The following is a 26892-nucleotide window of genomic DNA, read 5'->3' on the forward strand; positions in this document are numbered from 1 at the left end:
TGGCAGTGGTAGTCGATAATCGGCATCGACGACGCGTACTCATGGTAGAGCACCCGCGCCGTCTCGCTCTGCAACAGAAAGTCTTCGTTGAGGAAGGGTTTTTTCATAGTTCTTACCCGAGGGCCAGCTTGAATACTTGTTGAAAGGTAGAGGAGCGTGGGCCCCTCGCCTACCCGCAGTGTCCTGCTCGGCGGCAGTTTTTGCTTGCTTTCTACGCGACCAAAGAGGCTTTTTTGCTGAAGTAAGCCGCCAGCGTCGCGTGGGCGCCCTGGTCGAGCAGCTGCTGCAAGTAGTGGCTTACGGCCGCCGCAAAGCCGGGCAGCTTGGCCAGATCGTGGCCCCACATCACCTGGTTTTGCAGCACGGTCTGCGTCAGCTCCTCCGGCGTGAGGCGGGCCCAGAGGTCGGCAAAGTAGGCCGCCTTCTCATCCTGGATCGGGTAAAGCTGACCGTCGGCCTCCCCGTACCATACGCCGCCCTCCTGCCGCACGCCGTGCATAAAGCGCAGGTAGGCGGCAAAGCCCAGGGCAAAGTAGTGCGGCACCTGCCCCAGCTGCCGGTAGTAGTGCAGCAACGTCGGGATGGTGCGCATCTGCATTTTCAGGGAGTACTGCAGCGTAATGGCCAGCCAGCGGTGCTCGATGTAGGGGTTGCGGAACCGGTCGAGCACCTGCATGCCGAAGCGCTGCCCCACTTTCTCGTCGACGCGGTACGGAATACCGGGCAGCAGATCGGCCAGCAGCAGGTTGTGCACGAAAGCCGCCATCAGCTCGTCGTCCATGGCCTGGCGCACGGTTTCGCAGCCGGCCAGGTGAGCCAGCCCGCAGCTAAGCGTGTGCGTACCGTTGAGCAGACGCAGCTTCAGCTCCCGGAACAGGTCGATGTCGGGCCGGATAACGACGCCGGGATCGGCCTGGTGGAAGCTCAGCACCTCGCGCACGTGCTCGTTGCCCTCAATGGCCCAGAGCTTATAGGCCTCGGTGATGGTCAGCAGCTCGTCGTCGTAGCCGAGCTGCTCGTTCAGGGCGTTGTAGGTTTCGCGGTCGGGGTGGCCCGGCACGATGCGGTCCACCAGGGAGTTGCAGAAGTGGTTGGCGGCTTCGAGCCAGTCGAGAAAGGCGCTGTCGAGCCCGTTGCGGTGGGCCAGCTCCAGCACAATGGCTTCAAGTTTGTCGCCGTTGTGCGGAATCAGCTCGGTGGGCACAATCACGAGGCCCTTGGTTTCGTCGCCGTAAAAGGCCTGGTAGCGGGCGTAAAGCACGGCCAGCAGCTTGCCCGGAAACGACTGGGGCGGCGAGAGGTGAATATCCTCCTGCACCAGCTGGATGCCGATTTCAGTGGTATTGGAAATCACCACCTGCAGGTCGGGGCTGGCGGCAAACTCCAGCACCTTGTGCCACTGGCTTTTGGCCGGAATCACGCGACTGATGGCTCCGCAGACCACGTTTTCCTCGACCGGCTGCCCGTCTTCCACCCCGCGGATGCAAAGCGTATAGAGACCATCCTGCCGGGCAAAGGCCGTGGCATCGCCCCCGTCGGTGCTTTTCACCACCACGATGCGGCCCTTGAAGATGCCCTGGCGGTTGGCCTTGTCGATCAGGTAGTCGGGCAGGCCGCGTAGCAGCACGCCGGTGCCGAACTGCAGCACCTTTTCCGGCAGCTCGAACTGTGCCGCAGCGGGCAGGGATACGGCCGTTCCCGGCAGCAGCTCAATTTCTTGGGAGAGGTACTTCATGATGACAGCGGCTTAGGGTATTCTTTATTTCTTGCTCCACTTCTGCCGCCACCGCGGATAGTCCTTGGCGAGCAGCTTTTCCGGCCAGACGCCGGCGTAGGCATAGCCCACCCGGCGCTCTACTTCAATTTCCGCCAGGCTGGCGCGCTTTTCACCGTCGCGGCCCACGTAGATGGGCTGGTTGGTGTTCAGATCGTAGAAGCGGGCCCAGATGGTGGAACCGGCTTCGGGCACGATTACCCGGTCCTTCCCCTTGGGCTGCTTGGGGTCGTCGATGATTTTCGTGGTGTAGCCGGCCAGCTTCACTTTGTTGAACCAGGTTACCGCCGCGTTTACTGCCTGCACCACCTCAGCCGACGGATTTTCCACGCCCATCAGAAACCGGACAATTTCCACCGACTCCAGCCCGCTCAGCGAGGCCAGCTCAAACGCGCGGGCATTGGCCGGCAGCAGGGTTTTCTCGTCGTGCTGGGCGCACCAGGCCGTGAGCACGCCCTTCTGGCGGTACTGGGTTTTGAGGATACAGTCGATGCCCCGGTCCACGGCGCTTTTGGCGGCCGGAATCAGGCCCGGGCTAACGGCGGCAAAGTCGCCTTTGGTGGTGGCCACGTCGCGCAGAACGCCCAGCGCCCGGATCATGGCGTTGTCGTTGTAGGTAATCAGGTGGCGGTACAGCCGCAGGTCGGGGTAGTACTGCGGGAAGCCCCCGTTAGGGTACTGCATCTTGAGCAGGAACCGGATACCCTTCTCGGCCGCGTCGCGGTAGGCCGGGTTGCCAGTTGCTTTAAAGGCCTTGACCAGGTAGGTGATTTCCCGGGTTGTAGCGTTGTTGTCGATGGTGGCATCGAGGCGGTTGAAGTCGCGGCGGGTAGCCGATATTTCGGTGGGCGTCAGCGCGCGGTCGTAGCTTACCTTCACGCTGCCCACGGCTTTGGGCCAGCCACCCACTGCGCGCTGGTACAGCAGCATCCGCTCGGCAATGGAATCAGTGGGGGCAGCTTGCAGGCCACCGTGCCGGGTAGTCTCCGACGCCGAGAACTGCGCGGCCACCTTCCAGCGGCCGGCAAATGTCCAATCTGCATCAATCCGCTTGGCAGAAGGGGCGTTTTCGGCCGTGTTCAGGTTGTCCTGGTGCCAGGCGTAGTCGCCGCTGGTGCGGTGGCAGCCCGAGTAGTACACCCGCCGGCCCCACCTGGGCGCCCCGTTGCCGGACGGCGCGGCGTAGATGTCGGCATCGGCCATGTTCTTTGGGAATTTGCAGTCAATCAGGTAGAACTGCGACTCCCGGTGAAAGCGGCCCAGCTTGAAGTTGTCGTCGCCCTCGAACGTGCAATTCTTAAGCACCGTCTTGGCGTCCTTGTCGGCGGTGCCGTCGTGCCAGATGGCGGCGTTTTTGTTGTGGCAGATAAAGCGGCAGTTTTCGGCGTAGGCCCAGCCCCGGGGGCAGTAAAAGTCCACGCTGCCTTCCATCGTGCAGTTCTTGAAGTAGTACAGGCCGGCTTCCCCGTCCCAGGGGCTCACGGTATCGTTGCCGAGCGTGCGGAAGGTGCAGTTCTTTACAACCAGCCGGGTGGTGCCCTTGGTCGTGTACAATGCCATCTGGTGGTCGGTTTTCTTAACCATCCGCTTGCCGGTGGGGTCGGTGGGGCAGTCGATGACAATCGGCTCGGCCGGCGCCTCGGCACCGTACGTGTTCAGTACCGTCAGCTTTTCGAGCGTGATGTCGGGGCTGTTGCGCAGGCTGATGGTAGCCAGGCGCCAGTCCTGGGCTGTGGCCGGGTTGCAGCTGTAGATGGCGTTGGCCTGGCTGATGGTGATGACCACACCCTTCTCACTTTGTCCGCGCAGCGTCAGGTGGTCCTTGCCGTCGATAACTACCTTTTCCTTGTAGGTGCCGTTTTTGATGAGGATGACGCGCTGCTGCTCGGCGTGGTCGGGCAGGCTGGCCACGGCCTGCTGAATGGTCCGGAATTTTCCCGAGCCATCCGCTGCCACTGTAACCTGCTGGGCAGTTGCTGCTGAAAATACGCCCCCGAGTCCTCCCGTGAGCAGGAGCATCAGCTTGTTAGACCACCTCATTCTGTGTGTTTATTGGCGCTGGCCCGCAGTGGGGCCCGGCACAAAATCCTCCCGCATCGGGGTAAATACATCTACCAGCTCTCCAGCCTCCAGGCAGACCACCCCGTGCCACGCGTAGGGCGAAGCCAGAAAGGAGTCGCCGGCCTGCAGGCGCCGGGTTTCGCCGCTGATGGTCACGTCGAACACGCCGCTGGCTACGTAGCTGGCCTGAGTGTGGCGGTGCTGGTGCACCGCGCCCACGCCCCCGGCTTCGAACAAGACCCGGACCACCATGATATCGGCGTCGTAGCTTAAGATCTGGCGCTTAAGCCCGGGAGCCACGACCTCCCAGGGAAGGTCGTGGCCGTAGGCAAAAGGCGAAGTCAGCTCGTAGCCCATCCGGGTTAGTAGCCCATGTTCTGGGTCAGCTGGTTGTTGGTGTTGCGGGCTTCGGCCGGAATCGGCAGCAGCTGCTTGGCTTCGGTGTAGCCCGAAGCAATGTCGGCAATGCGGGCTTCGGTGATGCTGCGGCGCCAGGCCACTGCCGTCGAGCCCGTGGGCGTGGTGGCCGGGGCCGGACGGTACAGCGAGCGGGTCAGCACGTAGCCGCCAATCGGAGGCGTGCCGGCGGCCGGCGTCGCGGTGTAGTAGATGTTCCAGGGAATGTCGGCATAGGGGCCCCCACCCGTCTGATCAGCAATCCAGGCCCGCAGCGTGGTTTTGATCTGCTGGAAGGTGCTTCCCAGTCTGTTCCACCGGATCAGGTCGTACTTGCGCATGCCTTCACCACCAAACTCCAGCAGACGCTCTTTCATAACGGCCTCCTGAAAAGCAGTGTAGGAGGTCGGAGCCGCCGGGGCAGCAGCGCCACGGTACGCGCGGGTCCGGATTTCCTGCAGGGCAGCGCGGGCGGCCGCCGTGGGGGCGCCGGTAGCTTCGTTCTCGGCTTCCGCAAACATCAGCAGCACGTCGGCAAAGCGGATCAGGGGCCAGTTGTAGCCCAGGCTCTGGGAAGAGCCAGCACGCACCGAGCCGTTAGTGCTCCACTCGCGGCGGAACTTGCCGTCGGTGGCCGCAATCATCGTGGTGGGAACGCGGGAAGGCGTAGCGTTGATGGAGTAAGCGGCAATGGTGACGTCGCGCCGGGTGTCGGTGGAGTCGAAGGCGTAGAAGTACGTGGGCTGGAGCACGATGGCGCCGCTGCTGGTACCCAGGTTGGTCGAGGCCGCCGTGATGCGGGGCCCGTTGAAGTAGCCCAGCTTGCTGTCGGTGGTCGAGCCGTTGACGTTGCCGCCCATGGCTACCTCAAACATGATTTCGCGCTTCAGGTCGCGGCGGTACTCGGCGATGCTGCGGAACGGCTCCTCGAACGAGGTGTTCAGGTCGTGCTCCGAGCGTTTGGCCATCAGCTCCCGGCACTCGACGCGCACCGTATCAAAGAACTGCTTGAAGTCGGGGGCCCGCTCCGAAACGCCGGTGGCGGAGTTGGGGTAGTAGCTGGCACGGTATAGCGCCAGGCGGGCCCGCAGGGCCTTGACGGCACCTTTGGTGATCCGCTCATCGGCGGCTACTTCCGAGCGCCAGGGCACGAGCTTCGAGGCCAGGTCGAGGTCGGCCAGCATCTTGTCCAGGATGGCGTTGCGGTCGGTCCGGGGCATGTTGAAGTCCTGACCGGTCACGGTGGGCTCGTAGGGCGAGGGTACGTCGCCCCAGTTGCGGATCAGCTCAAAGTAGTACTGGGCGCGCAGCGTCAGGGCCTCGCCGTGCAGACGACGCACAGCGGCCATGTCGGCGCCGCTGTTGTACTGCGCCATCGTGGGAATGTACTTGATGCAGATGTTGGTGCGCTCGATGCCTTTGTACAGCGCGTTCCAGGCGTTGCGCACGTCGGCGTTGGTTACGCTCGACGAGTAGCGGGCAATGCCGCGGCGGCCTTCGCCGGCGTCGTTGCCGGTGGGCGAGTTCAGAAAGTCCTCGGAGTCGTAGGGGAAGTACGAGCTGATGCGGTTGCCGTAGGCGGCGTCGCCGGCCATCGGGGCATAGGCACCAATCACCGCGCTGTAGGCGCCGCTGTAGGTATTGAAGATGGCCTCGGACGTATCAATCGAGGTCGGCTCTACGTCCAGAAAGCTGCAGGACATGATGCTCGACAGGCAGACAATACCCAGAGCGGCCAGTGTGGGGCGAACTATGCGTTTCATACAGAAGGGCAGATTCAGGTATTAGAAAGTAAGATTGATGCCGGCCAGGAACGCCCGGCTGCGGGGGTAGGCGGCGTAGTCAACGCCGGGAGTCAGCGGGGTGCTGCGGCGGGTGTTCACCTCGGGGTCGAAGCCGGTGTACTTGGTAAAGGTATACAGGTTGTTGGCCGTTACGTAGAAGCGGGCCGCCTGCAGCTTGGCGTAAGCCGAAATCGTCTTGGGCAGGGTGTAGCCCAGGGTCAGGTTGTTTACGCGCAGGAACGAGCCGTCCTCAATCGCCCAGGAGTGGGGGAACAGCGTACGGGTGGGCGTCCAGATCGAGGCGTTCTGATTGACGCGGCGCGAGGTTTCCAGGTCCGTAATCAGGGTGCCCTGCTCATCAACCTGACGGTACCGGTCCTTCATGATTGCGAGGCCATTGCTGAGGTGGGTGTTGGTCAGGTAAGAGGTCAGCTCGATCTTGTTGGCATTGTACACATCATTGCCGTAGACAAAGTTCAGGAACAGGCTGGCGTCAAAGTTCTTATACGTAAACTGCTGATTCAGGCCACCGGTGAATTTGGGGTTGGCGTTGCCGATAACCGTGCGGTCGGCCGCATCCACGACACCGTCCTTGTTGATGTCCTTCAGGCGGATGGTGCCGGGCGTAACCTGCTGGTTGGCACCGCTGAAGCCGACTACGCCGCGGTTCGAAACCACGCCGGGCTTCAGCACCCACTGCCCGTTCACGTAGCCCGAGAAGTCGTCGGCATCATAGAAGCCTTTGCCGTTGCCGCTCTCAAAGTCGGTTACGTAGCCGTACATCTGGCCTACCGGTTGCCCCACGCCCACAAAGTAGTCGGCGGTGATGGCGGTGCTGGCCCAGCCGGAGTACTGCAGGGGCAGCTGGTCGATGCCGCCCAGGCTTTCTACCCGGCCGCGGTTCAGCGACACGTTAGCCGTGGCATTCCAGGTAAAGTCGGGGGTTTGGATGGCAGTGCCGGTCAGCTGAAGCTCCACGCCCCGGTTCGAGGTCGAGCCGATGTTGATCTGCTGGGTGGTGTAGCCCGTGGTGGCGGGAATCGACAGGTCGAGCAGCAGGTCGCGGGTTTTGTTGTAGTACGCGTCGGCCGTGAACTGCACCCGGTTGTTAAACAAGCTCAGGTCAATGCCCACGTTGGTGGCGGCCGTCGTTTCCCACTTCAGGTTCGGGTTAGCCAGCGAAATGGCGGCGGCGCCGGGCACCAGCACGTCATTCAGGGCGTAGTTGTTGCCGTTGTTGCCGGTGGCGAACAGCGGGTCGTAGAGGAAGTCGCGGATGCGGTTGTTGCCGGTCAGGCCGTAGCTCACGCGCAGCTTCAGGTCCGAAACCGTGTTGATGTAGGGCTGCATGAAGTCTTCCTGCGAGATGCGCCAGGCCAGGGACACGGCCGGGAATACGCCTACCCGGTTTTTGCCCTTGAACTTCGACGAGCCGTCGGCCCGGAACGTAGTCGTGAGCAGGTAACGGTCGTTGTAGGAGTAGTTGAAGCGGCCAAAGGCGGAAAGCAGTCGGGAGTTTTCACCGATGCCGGTCGTGGGCGAAGGCTGGGGCGTGTTCGGGGCCGAAGGGTCGCGCTGGTTTACGTTGTCGATGGCGCGCTCGGCAGTAATGGCCTGGGGCAGGTAGTAGCTGCTGATGTTCAGGAAGGTGTTCTTGCGGGAATACGTTTCCTGGCCCAGCAGGGCGTCAAACGAATGCACGTCCTTCTTCAGCGAGTAAGACAGCGTGTTCGACTGGTTGATGGTAATGTTCTGGCCGGTACCGATCTGCACGTAGGGCAGGCGGGCGAAGTTGTTGGTATTCGGCGAGTACTGTCCGTAGAACAGCTCGTTGCGGGCGTTGGTGTTGTCGAAGCCCAGCACCGAGCGGAACACCAGGTTCTTGGTGATGTTGAAGCTGGCGTTGCCGCTGAAGTTAAACACCCGGCGACGGTCCTTGCGGTACTCGTTGTTGACCGTCAGCACGGGGTTCGACAAGGAGCCGGAAGAGCTGAAGAATTCGTCGTCGGGGTTGTTGTCGATGTCGACGCCGGCCGCCAGCTGGTTGGGCGTAATCAGGGGCTGGTACACCAGCGTGTTGCGCAGACGGGAGTTGGTGGTGGAGCCGGTGCCCCCGGCCGAAGTGCCCGCGCCGGTTACGGCCTGGTCGGTGAGGCGGGTGCTGAAGCCGAAGCGGAATTTGTCGCTGGCTTTGTGGTCGAAGCGGAAGTTGAGCAGGTTGCGGGTAAAGCCCGAGTTCAACTGAATGCCGTCCTCGTCGTTGCGGGTCAGACTCAGCGAGTAGGTCGTGCCCTTGGCGCCGCCCGAAATGGCCACGTTGTGGGTTTGCTGGAAAGCGTCACGGCCAAACACCTTGTCCTGCCAGTCAATGAACTCGGCGTTGCGTACCGGCGTCAGGGTGTCGGACAGGAAGTTGGAGCTACCAAAGCGGCTGCGGAAGCTACGCAGCTGGTCAGAGCCGGAAATGCGGGACTTCTCGTAGGCGTAGTCGATGTAGTCGGCGGGCTGCAGCACGTCGAGCTTCTTGGTGATGCGGCGGAAACCGGCAAAGCCATTGTAGGTAACGGTGGTTTTGCCTTCGCGGCCGCCCTTGGTGGTGATGATTACCACGCCATTGGCGCCACGGGCGCCGTAGATGGCGGTGGCAGCAGCATCCTTCAGAATGTCAACCGACTGGATGTCCTGGGGAGAAATTACCTGCAGGGCGTTTTCGACCTGCACACCGTCCACCACATAAAGCGGGGAGTTGTCCTGGGTGATGGAGCCCCCGCCGCGGACGCGGATCTGAATGTCAGTGCCGGGCTGGCCTTCCGAAGCCGTTACCTGCACCCCGGCCAGGCGGCCCGACAGAGCTTCGGCAGCGGAGTTAACCGGCACGTCCTTGATCTGCTGGGAGCTTACCGACGAAACCGAACCAGTCACGTCGCGGCGGTTTACGGCCTGGTAGCCGATTACCACGACGTCGTCGAGGGTTTTGGCATCCGTCTTCAGAGTCGTGTTCACCACCGTCGTACCCGCAGGAACCACAATCTTCTTGGGTTCGAAGCCGATGTAGCTCAGGTTGAGCGTCACTTCTTCGTTGGCCGGCACGCTCAGGCTGAACTTGCCGTTGGGGTCGGTGCTGGCGCCGTTGGTGGTTCCCTGCACGACCACGGTCACACCCGGGAGGGTCTCACCATTTTCTGCGGCCTTCACAGTGCCTTCAATCCGGCGCTGCGTGGCCTGCTGGGCCGAGGCCATCAGCGTGGCCTGCAGCAGCAGCAGGAAAAACAGTAGGTGCTTTTTCATTCTAACTAGGTTGACAGTGGGAATTGAAAGTGGGTGACTGATGTGGTTGGGTGAGCAGACACCAATCCGTTGGGAGGCGGAGGCGCCGGTAGGACTCTGAATGACTGCACCCCGCCGGGTTGAACACTTCGCCGGGGAGGCAGGTCATTAAATTTAAGTTGTTTAAGATTGAAAAGGGAAGAAGGCCGGGCCTTTTATTTGTGCAAACGTTGCCGGGAACGTTATCAACAGGCCAGTTAAGCGGATAAATTCTCATTTACGCTTAAGAAACTCACTTTTTCGTTTGAACTGACCGGCCAGAGCTTTCTACGCGGGCAAGTCACCGAAATTGAACATTTCCAATTTCAACAACTTACCGAGCGCCCTCTAAAGAAGGAGGGCAGCCGACTATTTTCCAGCTGGTCCGGTGGTCTTCCATCCCGCGCCGAATGGCGTAAGGAGCCTACAACGGCCTCTTGAAAAAGATTCCTTGCTTTGGGGTTTGCCGCTTGCCGGTGAGCGGGCACGCACTCTCCTACCCTGCTCCCGAGCGGGCAGCGTCTTTCCTGGCACCGGTCAGGCACCAACTGCGTCGTGACTTCCTTGCACTGGGCTCCGCCGGGGAGCTACTGCCGCACGACCTTCACAAAATGGCGCTGCCCGTCGGCTTCCACGGTCAGCACGTACACGCCGGGGACCGAGCGCGACAGCGCCGTACTTAGCGCAGCTCCGGCTTCGGCCGCCGACAGGCCCACTACCTGCAGCAGCATCCGGCCGTGGGCCGAGCGCAGCACGAAACTCAGGCTGGCACCGGCCGGCAGCCCGGCAAGCGTCACCGCCCCGGTGGTCGGATTGGGATAGAGCTGCGGCCCGGGCGCTGCGGCCGGGGCGGGCACAAAGGCTACCGGTCCCCGGGTGGCCCGCCCATCGTAGTCGACCTGACGGAGGCGGTAATAGGCGGCCCCCGCCGCGCTGGGGTCAGCAAGCTGATAGGCTCGGGCAGACGCGGTCGTGCCGCTGCCCGCGACCCGGCCGATCGGGCGGAACACCTGCCCGTCGGCCGACTTCTCCAGCTCGAAATAATCGTTGCCCAGTTCCTGGGCGGTCTGCCAGCTTAGCTGCACCGTGGCCGGGCCCGTGCGCCGGGCCCCGAAGTGCAGCAGAGTTACGGGCATTGGGGAAGGGCTGCATTCATTGGCCGTCTGCTGGCCTAGGTACGAGTACACGTTGGCACCCACCGCTGACCATTCGGTGGCGGCGGTGGTCCAGTTGGTTTGCCCCTGCTTTACCGTGGCATTGCGGATCAGCGTAAAGTCTTCTGTGGAGCCGCCGGGTACGGCCCAGCTGGTGCCGGGGTCAACGCCCTTCACTCCTATTACGTCGAGCGTAGTGGTGTTGTAGCTGAGCACGAGGGCATCGTTGCCGTTGAAATTAGTGACGCCCGAAATGGCATCGCCCTGGTTGAGAAAGTTCGCGTCGGTAGATTGGTTGTTGATGATGACGTACACCTCGCGTCCGCCCAGGGTGCCGCTCAGATTGTGGGTGGCCGTAGCCGTACTACTGCCATTCGTAAAAAGCTGCACCTGGTAGCCGGCCAGGTTTACGGGCTGATCCGAGGGGTTATAGATCTCCACAGCCTTGTTGCTGCCGCTGGTCGATTCAATGTATTCCGAGAAAAACAGCCCGCCGCAGGCCAGAGTCCCTCCCCCACTAGCTACGTCGTCGTTGCGCAGGGTGAGCGAATGCGTTGTGGTACTGCCCCGCGCGGCCCCGCCGGTGGGCGTCCCCAGCAGCAGCCGCACCACTTCGTCGGGCTCCACTGTGGCATCTCCCTGCACGGTTACATTCACGGACCGCGAGGTTACGCCGGCGGTAAAAGTGAGGGAGGTCGTCGTCAGGGTGTAGTCCGCCGCGTCAGCCGAGGTGTTGGCGGCGTCGATTTCGATGGGTACGGTCACGGTTCCGCTGGCGGCCGGGCTCAGGCTCACTGTAACGGTATACGTGGCGGTGCCGGAGTTGCCTTCGGCGGTGGTGGCACTGGCGCTGGCAAAGTTGAGCGTGGGCGTAGCGGTGGTTACGTCGTCGTTGGTAATGGTAAGCGAGTGGGTCGTGGGCGTACCCAGCGTGAGCGGACCGGCGGGAGTCTGCAGCAACAGCTGCACGGTTTCGTCCGGCTCCACCGTGGCGTCCCCGTTTACCGTGACGGTTACCGTCCGGGTCAACGGCAATCCGGGCCCAAAGCTCAGCGTCTGAGGCGACGTGAACGTGTAGTCGGTGGAGGCCGTGGCGGTGGTGCCGCCGGCGTCGAGGGCTACCTGCACGGAGGCGGCGGAGCTGGGCTCGGCTGTCAGCGTTACGGTTACCACGTAGCTGGCAGTGCCGGCGCTGCCTTCGGCTTGGGTGCCCGAGGCAGCGGCAAACTGCACGGTGGGGCTAGTGCCGGTGGTCTGGAAGCCCCAGGCCCGGGCTACCAGCGACGGGTCGTTGATATAGGGGTTGTAGTTGCCCTGACTGGCGGCGGCGCGGCGGTTGCGCTCCTGCTCCTGGGCATCGACCGGGTCGGCCAGGTGCCACTGGTAGAGCATGTTCAGGTCGCCCACGGCCGTGATGACGTTCTTGCCGGAGATGAACGTCTGGTTGGCGTGCATCGTGTAGAAGTAGAACACGGCCCGGGCCAGATTGCCTTTATGGTCTTCGCGGGGCTCAAACTGGGTGTTGGTGTCCTCACTATACTCGTTGATGTTCGAGGTGGGAATCGAGGTCTGGCTGTTCAGTCCGCGGATCCACTTGGTGGTCTGGGCATCGGAAATGTCGGCAAACGGGTCGGATCCCCGGTCTGAGTTCCACTGGATGACGGTCGGAAACAGGTGGTGAATGTCGGAGCGCATGCGCTCTACCTCATTAAACCATGACTGCGGCACGGTGTGCTCACAGTTGATGTTCTGCATCGTGGTACTGGTGCTGCTGAAGCTCAGCGGCTTGGCTTCGGTGTAGCCGGAATATACGCAGCGGACCAGCCCCTGCTGGTTGTCGACATAGTTGTAGAGCTTGGCCCGGGCCGCAGAGTAGCTTAGCACGGTACGTTTGCCATCGTACCAGTTCTGGCGCAGCCAGTCGCGCAGGGCGGCATCGCGCAGGCTGGAGGCCGGAGCGGCGGGCACGGCCGGAAATGTCTGGGCGGCCAGCTTTACCGCTTGCGCCAAACTCAGAAAAAAAATCAGACCGATCAGAAAGGCAGCGCGCATAGTCAGAACAAAGCAGAACAGCCTTAAAACTAGCATTTTTCTAGGGATGCTCCACTATGCCTCCACCTTATAGCTATGCCTGTAGGTAGCACGCCCGCCTTCCCCGCCTTGTTCTATCCTTATAAAAACCCCACTGACCGCTATCAAACCCAGAAAACCAGAACTTCTGACTGCCTACCATACAAAACAACCAGCTCCCACAGCAGCAAGCCGCAGGAGCCGGTTGTAACTATTTAAAGGACTAAATCGGCGTGCCAGGCGCTCCGGCAGATACTGCCTACTCTACCCGGAACCAGTCGATGTCGGCGTAGCCGGCATCGTTGGTTTTGCCGGCGCGGGTGCAGAACAAGCCCACCTTGGCCCCGATCCACTTGCCTTCCCGGGCCTGAAACTCGGCTCCTACCGGCTGGAACGTCTGTCCATCGAGGCTGTAGCTGAACTGGCACTTAGCGCCGGCCTTTACGGCAACACGCAGGTACACGGGCTGCTTGGCCGGTATTTCCACCGGCGCGGTGGTGGTTTCGGCCGTCAGCTTGTCGGCGTTCTGGCATATGCTCTGGCTAAGCAGCAGCTTGCCGTTCTGGTTGGTCACCGACACGTAGGCATAGTCCAGCCCCATCATGAGCAGGCCGGTTTTCTCGCCTTCAAACCGGGGCGTGAAGGTGAGCTTGGTGGTCGTGGTGAATACATCGGCCGGAAGCTTCTGCAGCAGCAGGTTGGGCACCTGCCACAGGTTCTTGTAGCCTTCGGGAACGGGCACCGAGTACAGGCGGGCAAAGCCCTGATTGCCGGCCACGAACAGCCAGTTCACCTGGGGGTTGGCGTGCCACTGCCACTGCAGCCCCAGCTCGTTGCCGCTGAACTCGTCGGACGATGCCGGAGTGGCCAACGGCTGGCCCTTACCCCCTACCCCGGGCTTGCGGTACGTCAGCACGGGCTCCCCTTTGCCGTCCCCATCGGTGTCGACGCCGATAACGGGCCAGTCGTTTTTCCAGGTCATCGGCTGCAGGTGCACGACCCGGCCGTAGGGGCCCTGGTCCTGGAAATGCAGAAACCAGTCTTCCTTGCCGCCGGGCGTATCCACCCAGGCGCCCTGGTGCGGGCCGTTGATGGGCGTCTTGCCCTGGTCCATCACGATCTTGTCTTCGTAAGGGCCAAACACATTTTTGGAGCGCAGCACCATCTGCCAGCCCGTGGGCACCCCGCCGGCCGGCGCGAAGATGTAGTAGTAGCCGTTGCGCTTGTAGAACTTGGGACCTTCCAGCGTGGGGTGCTTCTCGTGCCCGTCGAATACCAGCACCTCGTCGCCGAACAGCTTCAGCCCGTCGGGACTCATGCGGCTGACGGCCAGCACTGTCTTGAAGCCGGCCCGGGAGCCGGCAAAGCCGTGCACCAGATAGGCCTTGCCATCCTCATCCCAAAGCGGGCAGGGGTCAATCCAGCCCTTGGCTTCCTTGAGCAGGATGGGCTCTTCCCAGGGCCCGGCGGGGTTGTCGGCCCGGGTCACGAAAAGGCCCAGGTCGGGGTCGGGGTAGTAGATGTAGAACTTCTTCTTGTGGTAGCGGATGGCCGGGGCCCACACCCCGTTGCCGTGCTGGGGCAGGTCGTAGCGGGACTTGGGCGGCTGCTGAGTGAACACGGCCCCGATAATCGTCCAGTTCACCAAGTCGCGGGAGTGCAGGATCTGCAGGCCGGGCGCGGCGTTGAAGCTCGACGAGGTCAGGTAGTAGTCCTGCCCCACCCGCACCACGTCCGGGTCGGAGTAGTCGGCGTAGAGTACCGGGTTTTTGTAGGTACCGTTGCCTAGGTCGGGCACCCATACTTTCGACAGCGGCCCCTGGGCCCGAAGCAGACCGGGCAACAGGCAGGCACCCAGCAGGCAGGTCAGAAAAAGAAGACGGTTGATTTTCAGCATCAGAAAGGAAAAGCGGAGCTTCCGGCTCCTCAAGGGTAGTCAGATTGAAATCCGGCCGTCAGAAGCAGGGCGGCCGGCGCCACTGCCCGGACATGCAAACAGCGGCGCCGGAAAAGTCCGACACCGCTGTTTGGCACACCGCGCAGCTTACTGCTTTACGATGGTGGTGGTAACGCTTTGCTTGGCCGAGCTGTAGCGCAGCAGATAGGCACCCTTGGCCAGCCCGCTCAGTTCCAGCACCGTCTGCTCCGCCCCGATCTGGGCCGGGAACGTAGCCAGCTTGCGGCCGTCGTAGGCGTATACCGAGATGAAGTCACCGGCGCCGGCTTTGGGGTGCTGCACCGTCACGGCCGCCTGGGCCGGGTTGGGGTACACCTGCAGACCGGCGGCGTGGGCTTTGGCCGCGTGCGTACCGGTGACGATATTCGCTTCGCCCTTCACGATGACGTTCTTCAAGGTAGCAAAGCGGGTGGTGACGGTGGTCGAGCCGCAGCTGAAGTAGGTGCGGAAGGTCAGGCGCTGGCCCGGAGTCAGCAGCAGGCCCGCGGCACCGTTGAAGGCTAGGCGGTAGGTGGCCTGCGAGGTCAGGAAGATCGGGGTGGTAAAGCCGCCGTTGGCCGTGCTGAGCAGGATGCCGCCCGGGCCCTTGCCTCCGGTCACGTCAGCCGAGTCCGTGGCGAAGCCCGAGCGGGACCAGACCACGGCCAGCTTGGTGTTGGAGGTCGAGCCGGTCACGTAGGAAGTGAGCAGCAGCGAGTCCAGGCGGGTGTTGGCCGTAGCCGTGACGGTGAACTGCTCGTAGTAGGTGCGGTTCAGGTTGCCGCCGTTGCCCCCCAGGGCGGTGGTCCAGGCGCCATCGGCCACGGGGGCAAAGGCCTGGCCGTAGCGGTTGGAGTAGGGCGGGATGGTGGCCGCGGCTGAGCCGCTGGAAATCTGAAACTTGCGGAACGTAGGCGTGCTGGCTGCCACCGAGGAGGCGCGCACGGCCGTGCTGTCCTGGTTGTTGCGCGTCATGGGCCACCACTGCAAGGGGTCCGAAATCGGCTGGGGCGTGTTCACCTTGGTACCGCTCACCGCCACCACGGTCGTGGCCGCGCCGGTGCTGGTGTGGGTGATGTCTCCGGCATAGTTACCGGCTGCGCTGGCGTTGAGCCGCACGCTGATGGTCGTGTTGGGAACGGTGTTGTTGACCTGGGCAATAACCAGCGGCGTAGCCGAAGTAGACCAGTTGGTACCGCCGTTGGCCGATACCTCGTAGCCGGCCGGGGGCGTGATGGTCACGTTGTTGGTCAGGTTTACGCCCGACAGCACGTAGGTTTTCGGAGCCGAGGGGCCGTTGGAGTACTGCATGAAGCCGTTCAGGCTGCCGGTCGTCGTGACGGTGGGCACCCGCGAAATCTCTACCGTATCGGTGATTTGCGTGGCCAGGCCGGCTTTGGAGGTGCGGAGGTAGTAGTAGTACGCGGCGCCGGCGGCGGGCAGGGCGTCCGAAGCCTGGTAGTTGTAAGTCGTGTCGTTGGGAGCAATAACCTCGCTGAGCTTGGTGTACGTGCCGCGGCGGGTGGCCGAGCGGTACAGCTCAAACTTCACCTGGCTGATCGCCCAACTCAGGTTCCAGGTAAAGGCCGTAGTGCTGGCGCCCTTCACGCCGCGGAAGTTGGCCACGGCAATGTCGGGAGTAGTCGTTCCGCAGATGCCGGCGGTAGCGCAGGGGTCCCAGGTGCCGAGCACGGCGGCGCGGGTGTACGCCGCCGTATCGGCCGGGGTCAGCTGAATCGACCACGGCACGCGCTGGCTGACGTTCACGAGGCGGCCGTCGAAGTGGCGGCTCTGAAACTCGGCGTAGGTGATGGCGCTGGTCAGGGTACCGGCATCCCAGGCCGACCAGCCCACGGGGCGGATAATGTTGCTGCCCATCTTGGTTTTCAGCCACACGACTTTGGTGTTGCTACGGCTGGCGGCCGTCGAGCCGGCGTCGTTCTGCCAGGGGCGGCCCAGCGTGTAGGTGGTGAAGCCGTGGTTGTCCGGAATAATGCAGTTACGGAACACGTAGCCGTACTGCTGCCCCTGAGGCGTGTTGGCCGCCGTGATGTAACCCAGGGAACTGTTATCGCGGCGCGTTTTGGGGTAGATGACGGAATTCTCAAATACAGCAGTGGAGCTGCCGAAGATAAAGTCCACCGTGCCGTCGATGTAGCAGTCCTTGAAGTACTGCTTCATGCCGTTGCCGTGGGCCAGCACCGTATCCTGCCCACCCAGGAAGCGGCAGTTCTTGAAGATGGCGCGGTCGGCCGTCACGTTCAGAGCCAGGGCCTGGGGCGCGTCGCCGGTGGTATTTTCAAAGGTGATGTTCAGGGCCGTGAAGTTGGCCGCGCTGATGGTCACCGAAGCCGAGTTGGCGGTGCCGTAGGTGCCGCCCCCGGGCATGGGCTTGCCGGAGAAGTCGTCGAAGGTCAGGATCGTATTGGCCACGCTTTCCCCGATAAACTGCAGGAAGGGCTTGTTGCTGGGCACGTTGATCTTCTCCTTGTACTTGCCATTCTTGATGAAGATGGTGTAGGGTGTGGTACGGCCGGTGGGCGCGGCGTTCACGGCGGCCTGCACCGAGGTGAACATGCCGGTGCCGTCCTTGGCGACTACCGCGTCGTAGGTCTGGGCCCGGGCCGTGATGCTCAGCAGCAGCATGAGCAGGACGCTCAGCAGGGTAAGCGGCCGCCAGGCTGGCTGTGTTCCGGCAGGAGTACAATTTTTAGTCATAGATCAAGAAACGTTATGAGTGGGATTCCAAGCTAATATTACCAGGATTGTACCCCGCAGGCACTCTACCGGGGCGGGTTTATTTATGCAATCGTTATCGGGAACGTTGCCAATGGTGGTATTTACCCCGATGATTCGCCTGACTAGCGGCCAAAGCCCTGGGCAGAAGAAAGTTCTGCCCAGGGCATAACAATAGAACAATTCCAATAAATCATCCTTATCAAACTGGCCTATACCCCCCGTTTTCATGACTTCCCGGTAACCCTTCCGGTTTGCACAACCGATTGTTAAAACCACGGTCTGCTTCCCCAAATAGTGCGAAACTCAGTGCTTACTTACCTGGGAAGCCCGGACTGACAACGTTCCCGACATCGATTGCGGAAATAAAGCCGGGGCGCCCTCAAGTTGGACACGACTTATTCACTAACATCAGTATCGCAATGAAGTACTGGTTGGCTGCGCTTCTGGCAACAGCAGCCCCTCGTTTCATGCCAAAAGTCAGTTATGCCCATTACCCGTACCCTTCTGAGAAATAGGATTACGTCGGCCGTCCGCCGCCTGACATTAACCGGCGGGCTGGCTTTCGGGGCGGCGCTTTCCCTGGCCCAGGCCCAGCTGATTGCTTTCCCCGGCGCCGAGGGGGCCGGCAAGTATACTTCCGGCGGCCGCGGGACGGCCGCCGTTCCCACCACGGTATTTGAAGTAACCTCCCTGGCCGACACCAACACGCCCGGCACCCTGCGCTACGCGCTCAGCCAGTCGGCTACCGCGGCCCCGCACCGCACGGTGGTGTTCCGGGTGTGCGGCACGATTCGGCTCACTTCCGGCCTGCGCATCCCGGCCAACACCACCATTGCCGGCCAGACGGCCCCCGGCGACGGTATCTGCCTGGCCGACCACGAGGTTACCGTCAACGGCGACAACGTTATTGTGCGCTTTCTGCGCTTCCGCCTCGGCGACCGGTACCAGAACGCCGGAATGGTGCCCGGCAGCGGCGACGACGACGCCTTTGGGGGCCGCTTCAACCGCAAAACCATCATCGACCACTGCTCGATGAGCTGGAGCACCGACGAGGCCTTCTCCTTTTACCAGGGCGACAGCCTCACGCTGCAGTGGAACCTGATCAGCGAGCCGCTCAACTACTCCTACCACTTCGAAGCCGGCGGCACCAATTTTCAGGAGCATGGCTACGGGGGCGTGTGGGGCGCGCGCAACGGCTCGTTTCACCACAACCTGATTGCTCATTGCAAAGGCCGGATGCCCCGCTTCTCGGGCAGCGGGGGCCTGACCCCGGCCGTGCCGGGCGCCGAGAAGTGTGACTTCCGCAACAACGTTATCTACAACTGGATATCCTACAGCACCAACGGCGGCGAAGGCGGCACCTACAACGTCGTAAACAACTACTACAAGTACGGGCCTTCTACCCAGACCGCCAGCACCAGCGGCGTGCCCCGGCGCACGATGATCATGAACCCGAGCAAGAGCACGGCCCTGCCCTACCCCACTATCTACCTGACCGGCAACTACGTGGATGGCTCGGCACTGGTGACAGGCCGCAACTGGCGGGGCATCGCCATGGCCGACGGCACCCTGGCCGATACCGTCCAGTCAAAGCTCAGCGCCCCCCTGGCCGTGATGTCGGTGCCCACCCAGTCGGCGCAGGACGCCTACAACGCGGTGCTGCAGAACGCGGGCTGCGTGCTGCCCGCCCGCGACGCGCTGGACCAGCGCATCGTTGATGATGTGCGCAACCGCACTGGCCGGGTTATCGACGTGCAGGGCGGCTATCCGCACGGCACGCCCTTCAGCACCTCCCAGGTAGCCTGGCCCACCCTCAACTGCGGCGTCGCCCCCACCGACACTGACCGTGACGGTATGCCCGACGCCTGGGAGACGGCCAACGGCCTGAACCCCGCCAATGCCGCCGACCGGGCCGGCCGGGCTGCCAACGGCTATACCAACCTGGAAAACTACCTGAACGGCATTGCTGCCGTGGTAATGGGCACCAGGACCGGCAAGTCAGGCCTGGGGCTGGGCGTATTCCCCAACCCGGCCCGGGAGCAGGCAACCGTGACGCACCCGCAGGCCCGGCCGGGCGCCGCTTTCACGCTCTACACGTTTGATGGCCGGAAAGTAGCCACCCTGCCGGCCAGTGCCGGCAGCACTTCTACCGTTCTAAACCTGCAGGCTCTGGTCCGGGGCAACTACCTGGTACGATTCACCGATGCTGAAAGCACGGCGACCCTTAAATTCCTCAAAGACTAACCCTTAGCGAGCGGGCGCGTTCTTACCTCACGGTTCCCGGCCGCTCCACCATCCTGCAACTCAACTCCCTTTCATATGACCTTTCTTGCTACTGTTAAACACCGCTCCAGGGCCGGGCTGCTCGCGCTGGGCTTGCTGGTGCTGGGCGGACTGCCCGCCGCCGGGCAGCGCCTGATTGCCTTTCCCGGCGCCGAGGGTGCCGGCAAATACACCAAGGGAGGGCGCGGTACAGCTGCCGTCCCCACCACGGTGTTTGAAGTAACCTCCCTGGCTGATACCAACACGCCGGGCACGCTGCGCTACGCCGTAAGTCAGCCGGCCACCCACCGCACCATCGTGTTCCGGGTGTGCGGAACCATTCACCTTACTTCCCGGCTGACTATCCGCTCCAACACGACGCTGGCGGGGCAGACCGCTCCGGGTCAGGGCATCTGCCTGGCCGACCGGCAGGTGAGCGTAAGCGGCAACAACATCATCATCCGCTTTATGCGCTTCCGCCTCGGCGACCGGCATCAGAACCTGGGCATGGTGGACGGCAGCGGCAACGACGACGCGCTCAGCGGCTCCGACAACAAGAACCTGATCATCGACCACTGCACGATGAGCTGGAGCACCGACGAGGCCTTCACCTTCTATGGCGCCGCTACCGACTCCATGACGCTGCAGTGGAACCTGATCAGCGAGCCGCTCAACTACTCCTACCACTTCGAGGCCGGCGACACCGACTTCCAGCGCCACGGCTTCGGGGGCATCTGGGGCGGCAAGCAGGCGTCGATGCACCACAATCTGTTTGCCCACTGCCTTAACCGCACCCCGCGCTGGAACGGCACCCGCTACGGCGCGGCGGTCGGCTCCGAGAACTGCGACTTCCGCAACAACGTCATCTATAACTGGGGCTCCAACAATGTGTACGGTGGGGAAGGCGGCAACTACAACATGGTCAACAACTACTACAAGTACGGCCCGTCGACGTCCAGCGGCGCCCGGTTCCGGATTGTAAACCCGTACCGGCAGACGTCGGCGCCGGTGCTGCCCTTCGCCAAGGTGTACCTGACCGGCAACTACGTGGACGGTTCCGCGGCCAACACCCGCCGCAACTGGCTGGGAGCCGCCATGCAGGGCGCTACCCTGGCCGACACGGTTCAGTCGAAAGTCAACATGCCCTTCAACATTGACCCAATCGTGACGCAGTCGGCCACCGATGCGTACACGTCGGTGCTGAACGGCGTAGGTGCCGTATTGCCGGCCCGCGACGCGGTAGACCAGCGCATCATCAACGACGTGCGCAACCGCACCGGCGCCATTATCGACGTGCAGGGCGGCCACCCCCACGGCACACCCTACAGCGTGTCGCAGACGGCCTGGCCCACGCTGACCTGCGGCACCCCGCCCGATGACACCGACCACGACGGCATGCCCGACGCCTGGGAAACGGCCAACGGCCTGAACCCCAACAGCGCTGCCGACCGGCAGGCCATTGCGCTCAACGGCTATACCAACCTGGAAAACTACCTGAACAGCATTGCCGTGGTGGTAACGGGTACCCGGGCCGAGCGTCCGACCGGCCTGCTCCCCGTGTTCCCCAACCCTACCAGCTCCCAGCTTACGTTTACGCATCCCACGGCCAGCGCCGCTGCTTTGCTTACCGTGTATGACTTTGGGGGCCGGGTAGTGGCCACGCAGGTTATCGGCGCGGGCCGGCAGCAAACGGCCGTGAATCTTAGCAACCTGGCCAATGGCAACTACCTGCTGCTGTACACCGACGCCGAGCAGCGCCTGTCGGCCAAGGTCGTGAAGCAGTAGCCGCTTATCTGGTTGCAAACTGGTCCGGCAACGGCACCGTCGGGTTCTGGCGGTGCCGTTGTGTTTCCGGCCTGTCAGTTTGATAACGTTCCCGACATCGTTTGCATAAATAAACCTGCCGGCAAAGGGCCGCCCACCCGGAGGCTGGCGTAATATTAGCCTGGGAAGCCTCTTTGCGGCCCCTTCCTCCTTGCCGCCATCCGGCTTCTGCCTTACCGGCAGCTTACAACCAAGTATCCAACCTACCCATGACGATTAACGCTTCACTTCTGACTTCCCTTGTGCTGCTGGGCACGCTGGCCTGCGCCAACAAGAGCATAGTCGGCTCCGCTCCGGCCGCCTCAACCCAAGCTCAGCCGACGACGAAACCGACAGCCCCGGTGGCTGCCCCGGGCCTGCCCGGCCTGCTGGGATTTGCGGCTGAGAACGGGGGCACCACCGGCGGGACCGGGGGCCGTACCGTGGCGGCAACTACGCTGGCCGAGCTGACGGCCCTGGCCAAAAGCGCCGAGCCTCTCATTATCACGATTGACCGGACGATTTCGGGCGGTTCGCAGGGCGCCTCGGTAAAGGTAGCAGCCAACAAGACGTTGCTGGGAGTGGGCGCTACGGGCTTTCTGGAAGGCGTGGGCCTGAACATCAGCGGGGGCCGCAACATCATTGTGCAAAACCTGAAGTTTACGATGTCGACGGTCACAAACACCGAAATCAACTCCGAGAAGCGGGCCCAGGTAGCGGTCAACGACGGGGACTGCATCACAATTCAGGGCGCCAGTGCCAACATCTGGATTGACCATTGCGAGTTCTTCAACCTGGACCCCGCCACCCAGCCCAATCAGGACCTGTACGACGGCCTGATTGATGCCAAGGGCCAAAGCGCGTTCATCACGATATCCTGGAACTACTTCCACGACCACCACAAAAGCCACCTGATCGGCAACTCCGACAAGGACACCGGGGACCGGAAAGTAACCTTCCACCATAACTACTACGCCAACATCCACGAGCGGGTGCCGGTCTACCGCTTTGGTACCGGACACGTGTTCAACAACTACTTTCGCCACGTGTACGGCACCGGCGTGAACAGCCGGATGGGCGCCTGCCTGCGCATCGAGAAAAACTACTTCGAGGATGTAAAAAACCCGATCATCACCAAGAACAGCGCCGTAGCCGGGGGCTGGGACGTGGCCGACAACTACTACTCCGCCAGCAAAGGCAGTCAGCCCACTACTTCGACCTGCACCTTTACGCCCCCCTATTCCTACGCCGCGGCCCTGACGCCGGTAGCCGAGGTGAAGGACGTGGTGATGAAAGGCGCCGGCGTGGGCAAGCTGTAGGTAGTAGTTCAACAGTAAATGGGTTGTCCGTTGCTGGTTGTCCGTTGTCAGTTGTCAGTACGATGTGAATACCTGACAACGAACAACTAATGCCTGATAACTAAATAGCATGGCCACCCGGTCAAACAAGGGCCGCTGCTTCCTGAGGAGGCAGCGGCCCTTGTTTTTCGGGACGAAATTGATTTATCCGGAAGCCCGGTTTATCTTTGCCCCATCAATTCTTTCCCTGGAAGGATTGTTTTTATAAAGAGGCGTGGAGAGAAAGGCTCTGCGAAACGCCGGCAACCCCCGCAACGCTGCGGAACGGTGCCAACCGAAGGTCCGGACAACGTAGCCCGGACGATATAAAAACAAGTACCGTGGGTTTTTCCAACAACCGCCGCGTATTCCTTTTCGCCTCTGCTGCTTTGCAGCGGACCCGCACCGCTATGCCTGCTCCGGCCGTCTGTATGACCCGGTGGGCAGCTGGTTGTTGTTGTTAACCGCTTCCTGCCTTTACCCGCCCCGGTTTTAGCCGGGTGCCCCTGCCGGTAAGCCCCAGGCTGCCGGCGTCCCTCCTATTCCTGCTTTTGCTGCTGCCCCAGCTATGGCTCCGCTTTGTCGGCTCCAACGGCTGCTGGCTTCGCAGTTGCGCTTTGTCTGTTTCCGGAAGCGCCTCTGCGGCCCTGGTGCGCCATTTTTGGCGCAGGGGGGCCTCTTTTTCACTGTTTATTCCAATCAACCCAACCTCCGTATGTCTGACGTTCAGAAGCCCATTGGCATTTATTACGAGCACCCCGAATGGTTTAAGCCTTTGTTTGCCGAGCTGGACCGCCGCAGCCTGCCCTACGAGCGGATCGACGCCGCCCACCACCTGTTTGACCCGTCCGAAACCGAGAGCCGCTACTCGCTAGTCGTCAACCGGATGAGCTCCTCGGCCTACCTGCGCGGGCACGGGCAGGGCATCTTCCACACTGCCGGCTACACCACCCACCTAGAGCGGCTGGGCGTGCGCGTCATCAACGGCTCGGCCGCCACAGCCATCGAAGCCAACAAGGCCCGGCAGCTTTCCCTGTTTGCCTCCCTGGGGCTGAAGTTTCCGAAGTCATTCGTGGTCAATCACGCTTCGCGCACCATCGACGCGGCTGCCCAGCTGCGCTTCCCGATTGTGGTGAAGGTGAACATCGGCGGCAGCGGGGCCGGCATCATTCGCTTCGATACGCCCGAGGGTTTACAGGCCGCCGTGGACGCCGGGCAGATCGACCTGGGAATCGACCAGACCGCCTTGGTCCAGGAATACGTCACGCCCCGGGGCGGCAACATCCACCGCGTCGAGACGCTCGACTACAAGTTTCTATACGCCATGAAGGTGTTCACGAGCGGGGAAAGCTTCAACCTCTGCCCGGCCGAAATCTGCCAGATTCCCGAGGAGCAGTCGGCGGAGTTCTGCCTGACCGAAGCGCCCAAGAAAGGCATTCAGGTGGAGGCTTTCACGCCCCCGGCCGAGGTGATTGAGGCCGTGGAGCGCATCGTGGCCGCCGCCAAAATCGACGTGGGCGGCATCGAGTACCTGATTGACGACCGCACCGGCGAGGTGCTGTTTTACGACGTGAATGCCCTGTCCAACTTCGTGGCCGACGCCGTGAACGTGGTGGGCTTCGACCCCTACGCGCGCTTCGTGGACTACCTCGAAGCCCAGCTGGCCCCGGCCTCTGCCGTTGCCCAGCCCGAGCTGGCCGACGCCTAACTGGCAGAACGCCATTCCGAGCGCAACCGAGGAATCTCGCGTGGATTGGTAATCCTGTGAAAAAGGCGGTCATGCTTGATCCGGCAGCCGCTTGTCGAAGTCTCCTGCTCTGTCAAGCTGCCATGCCAACGTCAGCACGCGAGATTCCTCGACTTCGCTCGGAATGACCGCTTTGTGTATCCATCACCACATCAAAATCCCAGCACCTCAAGAAAATGAAATTTGGCTATTGGATGCCCGTCTTTGGCGGGTGGCTGCGCAACGTCGAGGACGAGAACATGCGCGCCGACTGGAACTACGTCAAAACCCTGGGCCAGCGCAGCGAGGCGCTGGGCTACGACCTGACGCTTATTGCCGAGCTGTACCTGAACGACATCAAGGGGCAGGAAGCCCCGGCCCTGGAAGCCTGGAGCACCGCCTCGGCCCTGGCCGCCGTCACGGAGCAGCTCGAAATCATGGTGGCCGTGCGCCCTACCTTTCATAACCCGGCTTTGCTGGCCAAGCAGGCCGCCAACATCGACCTGATCAGCAGCGGCCGCCTGTCGCTGAACGTGGTATCAAGTTGGTGGAAAGACGAGGCCACCAAGTACGGCCTGCACTTCGAGCAGCACGACGACCGGTACGCCCGCACCAGGGAATGGCTCGACGTGGTCACCAACGTGTGGAAAAAGGACAACTTCAGCTACCAGGGCAAATACTACCAGGTAACCGAAAACGTGCTCCAGCCCAAGCCGGCCAAGGCGCCGTTTCTGTATGCGGGCGGGGAATCGGAAGCCGCCAAGGACCTGATTTCAACCCAGTGTGACGGCTACGTGATGCACGGCGACTCGCCCGAGCAGATCGGGGCCCGCATTGCCGACATGCGCCGCCGCCGCGAGCAGAAAGGTTTGCCGCCGATGAAGTTCGGCGTGGCCGGCTACACCATCGTGCGCGAAACCGAGCAGGAAGTGAAAAAGGAGCTGAACCGCATCACCGACGTGAAGGCCTCGTCGGCGGGCTACGGCAACTACCAGCAGTGGCTGGCCGGCACCCAGCTCGAGCAGCAGGTGTCCCTAGCCGACTACTCGGTCTCAAATCGGGGCCTGCGCACCGGGCTGACCGGCACCCCGGCCCAGATTCAGGACCGCATCGGCGCCTTTGAGGAGGTTGGCGTCGACTTTTTCCTGCTGCAGGCCAGCCCCCAGCTCGAAGAGATGGAGCGGTTTTCGGAAGCCGTTATCCGGGTGCTGGCCTAGGCTGAGCGCGGCGAATACAGAAGCCGGTCAGACGGTTTCGAGCCTTGTTCGGGCCGCCTGACCGGCTTTTTCCGTTTTACCCACATGGATTTCCCAGCAACCACCTACCGCTACCTCGGCGACCGGCTGGCCCGGCTGATGAACTCCCCGCTGGTGGGCCAGGTTTGCCGGGCCGTGCGCGACGAGCGAGGCAAGTGCATCCGGGGCCGCAACGGGTCCATGCTGGTTGAGTTTGCATCGGGTCCTGCCGTAATCATGGCCCGACAACTACGCAAGGTTGCTTCCGACGAAGCTGAAAGCAGCCTGGGTTGAAGCCTACGCTAAGTCAAGCTCAATCTGAACGGCGGTGGAGCCACCGGCATCATCGTCGGTTACGAGCAGGGCCTCGTAGCGGGTGGCGCTCAAAGCGCGCCGGACAGTCAGGCTTTCCACCTTGCCCCGGTAGGGCCGTCCGTCCGGCAGCTCCAGGCGCGTCAGGGGCAGGCTGGTGGGCTTGATGGTGCCCGCTGCCGGCAGGACTCCGACAAAGCTACCCAGCACTTCGCCATCGGCTATGGCATCCTGCGTGTCTTCTACCGAAGCCGTGACGAACACGGTGCCATGAAAGGTGGAGGCTCCCGAAAATCCCGCCGGCTTGCCCTCAATAGCGGGCAAGTCATACTGCTGATGCTGAAAAGGCGGCACGTCGCGCTGATGCAGCAGGCAGTCCAGCGTTGGTATCAAGGGTAGGCGGAAGACGATATTGCCGGCCGCCGAGCCTACCGTCCGCTGAAAAAGCAGCAGCTCCGTGGGGGTGGTGGCGGCAGCTTCCAGGTTGAGGGTGATACCGGCGGGCAGCACCTTACGCAAAGCCGCGTACAGCCGCTCCAGCGACACGGGTTGCACCGTGGCCGTACCCGGGCCCGCGGGCAGGGCTATCCAGAACCCCTGCTCCCGCGCCGCCGTGGCCCCGGAACCGCACGCCAGCAGACCCGTTTCCCCATTGGCGGCCGAAATAGCTGTGAGGCATTCCAGATCCGGCTTGCGGTCCTTGGGAATGCGGCCGGTGCTGAAATGAGCCGTTTCAAACAAGCTCAGCGGGGCGTTGGGGGCCAGCGAGTCGGCCGCGAAGCTGTACAGAAAAGGTGAGTCGTCGCCGATGATGTAGGCCGTGTTGCCCACAATCTCGATTCCGGAAGCCGAAGGCAGCCGGGGCAGCTCAAACTGACGCAGAATCGTGGCTTTCATTTGGGGGCTTGGATGTTGTGGTCGTGGGGACTGGAAGGTTGATAGTAGGTACTAGGTGTTGGGACAATAGGTTGGCCTGGGAAGAATGGCCGTCAACGGC

At 62.4% G+C, this 26892-nt stretch carries 16 protein-coding genes and 1 riboswitch; of the genes, 6 read left to right on the forward strand and 10 right to left on the reverse strand.

Features of this window, described 5'->3' with window-relative positions; all coding sequences use genetic code 11:
- The 9 genes from LJY25_RS16475 to LJY25_RS16515 form a co-directional block, all read right to left on the reverse strand.
- The coding region (locus LJY25_RS16475) for a glucuronate isomerase (RefSeq protein ID WP_227609761.1) at positions 1-107 on the reverse strand (107 nt) is incomplete at its 3' end.
- A gap of 104 nt (positions 108-211) precedes the next feature.
- Complete coding sequence (locus LJY25_RS16480; RefSeq protein ID WP_227609499.1) at positions 212-1735, reverse strand: tagaturonate reductase; 1524 nt, start codon at positions 1733-1735, stop codon at positions 212-214.
- A gap of 24 nt (positions 1736-1759) precedes the next feature.
- Positions 1760-3814, reverse strand: a complete 2055-nt coding sequence (pelA, locus tag LJY25_RS16485; protein ID WP_227609502.1) for a pectate lyase — start codon at positions 3812-3814, stop codon at positions 1760-1762.
- 9 nt (positions 3815-3823) lie between these two features.
- On the reverse strand, positions 3824-4192 hold the full coding sequence (locus tag LJY25_RS16490) for a cupin domain-containing protein (protein WP_227609504.1): 369 nt from the start codon (positions 4190-4192) through the stop codon (positions 3824-3826).
- Between the two features lie 5 nt (positions 4193-4197).
- Positions 4198-5994 (reverse strand): RagB/SusD family nutrient uptake outer membrane protein, encoded by a 1797-nt coding sequence (locus tag LJY25_RS16495; RefSeq protein WP_227609506.1) that lies wholly within the window; start codon positions 5992-5994, stop codon positions 4198-4200.
- A gap of 21 nt (positions 5995-6015) precedes the next feature.
- Positions 6016-9303: a SusC/RagA family TonB-linked outer membrane protein gene (locus tag LJY25_RS16500; protein ID WP_227609508.1), complete on the reverse strand. Its 3288-nt coding sequence runs from the start codon at positions 9301-9303 to the stop codon at positions 6016-6018.
- Positions 9304-9908: 605 nt separating this feature from the next.
- Entirely contained in the window at positions 9909-12527 is a 2619-nt protein-coding gene (locus LJY25_RS16505; RefSeq protein WP_227609510.1) for an endonuclease, read from the reverse strand.
- Between the two features lie 277 nt (positions 12528-12804).
- Positions 12805-14442, reverse strand: a complete 1638-nt coding sequence (locus tag LJY25_RS16510; RefSeq protein ID WP_227609512.1) for a glycoside hydrolase family 43 protein — start codon at positions 14440-14442, stop codon at positions 12805-12807.
- A gap of 147 nt (positions 14443-14589) precedes the next feature.
- Positions 14590-17199: a pectinesterase family protein gene (locus tag LJY25_RS16515; RefSeq protein ID WP_227609514.1), complete on the reverse strand. Its 2610-nt coding sequence runs from the start codon at positions 17197-17199 to the stop codon at positions 14590-14592.
- A 504-nt stretch (positions 17200-17703) separates the two neighbouring features.
- Between LJY25_RS16515 and LJY25_RS16520 the strand changes: the two genes are divergently transcribed.
- The 6 genes from LJY25_RS16520 (at position 17704) to LJY25_RS16545 (ending at position 25877) form a co-directional block, all read left to right on the forward strand.
- On the forward strand, positions 17704-19464 hold the full coding sequence (locus LJY25_RS16520; protein WP_227609516.1) for a T9SS type A sorting domain-containing protein: 1761 nt from the start codon (positions 17704-17706) through the stop codon (positions 19462-19464).
- Positions 19465-19539: 75 nt separating this feature from the next.
- Positions 19540-21267, forward strand: a complete 1728-nt coding sequence (locus LJY25_RS16525; RefSeq protein WP_227609518.1) for a T9SS type A sorting domain-containing protein — start codon at positions 19540-19542, stop codon at positions 21265-21267.
- A 248-nt stretch (positions 21268-21515) separates the two neighbouring features.
- Complete coding sequence (locus LJY25_RS16530) at positions 21516-22604, forward strand: pectate lyase family protein (RefSeq protein ID WP_227609519.1); 1089 nt, start codon at positions 21516-21518, stop codon at positions 22602-22604.
- Positions 22605-22842: 238 nt separating this feature from the next.
- Positions 22843-22955, forward strand: a riboswitch (SAM riboswitch).
- A 382-nt stretch (positions 22956-23337) separates the two neighbouring features.
- Entirely contained in the window at positions 23338-24330 is a 993-nt protein-coding gene (locus tag LJY25_RS16535; protein WP_227609521.1) for an ATP-grasp domain-containing protein, read from the forward strand.
- 215 nt (positions 24331-24545) lie between these two features.
- Positions 24546-25565 carry an LLM class flavin-dependent oxidoreductase gene (locus LJY25_RS16540; RefSeq protein ID WP_227609522.1) on the forward strand — a complete coding sequence of 340 codons (1020 nt, stop codon included), beginning with the start codon at positions 24546-24548 and terminating at the stop codon, positions 25563-25565.
- Between the two features lie 84 nt (positions 25566-25649).
- A complete protein-coding gene (locus tag LJY25_RS16545; protein WP_227609524.1) occupies positions 25650-25877 on the forward strand; it encodes a hypothetical protein in 228 nt (75 codons plus the stop codon).
- A 3-nt stretch (positions 25878-25880) separates the two neighbouring features.
- Here LJY25_RS16545 and LJY25_RS16550 read toward each other — a convergent pair whose 3' ends face one another.
- Complete coding sequence (locus tag LJY25_RS16550; RefSeq protein ID WP_227609526.1) at positions 25881-26792, reverse strand: DUF6929 family protein; 912 nt, start codon at positions 26790-26792, stop codon at positions 25881-25883.
- Between the last annotated feature and the right edge of the window lie 100 nt (positions 26793-26892).

This window comes from Hymenobacter translucens (assembly GCF_020685205.1).
Classification (GTDB): Bacteria; Bacteroidota; Bacteroidia; order Cytophagales; family Hymenobacteraceae; genus Hymenobacter; species Hymenobacter translucens.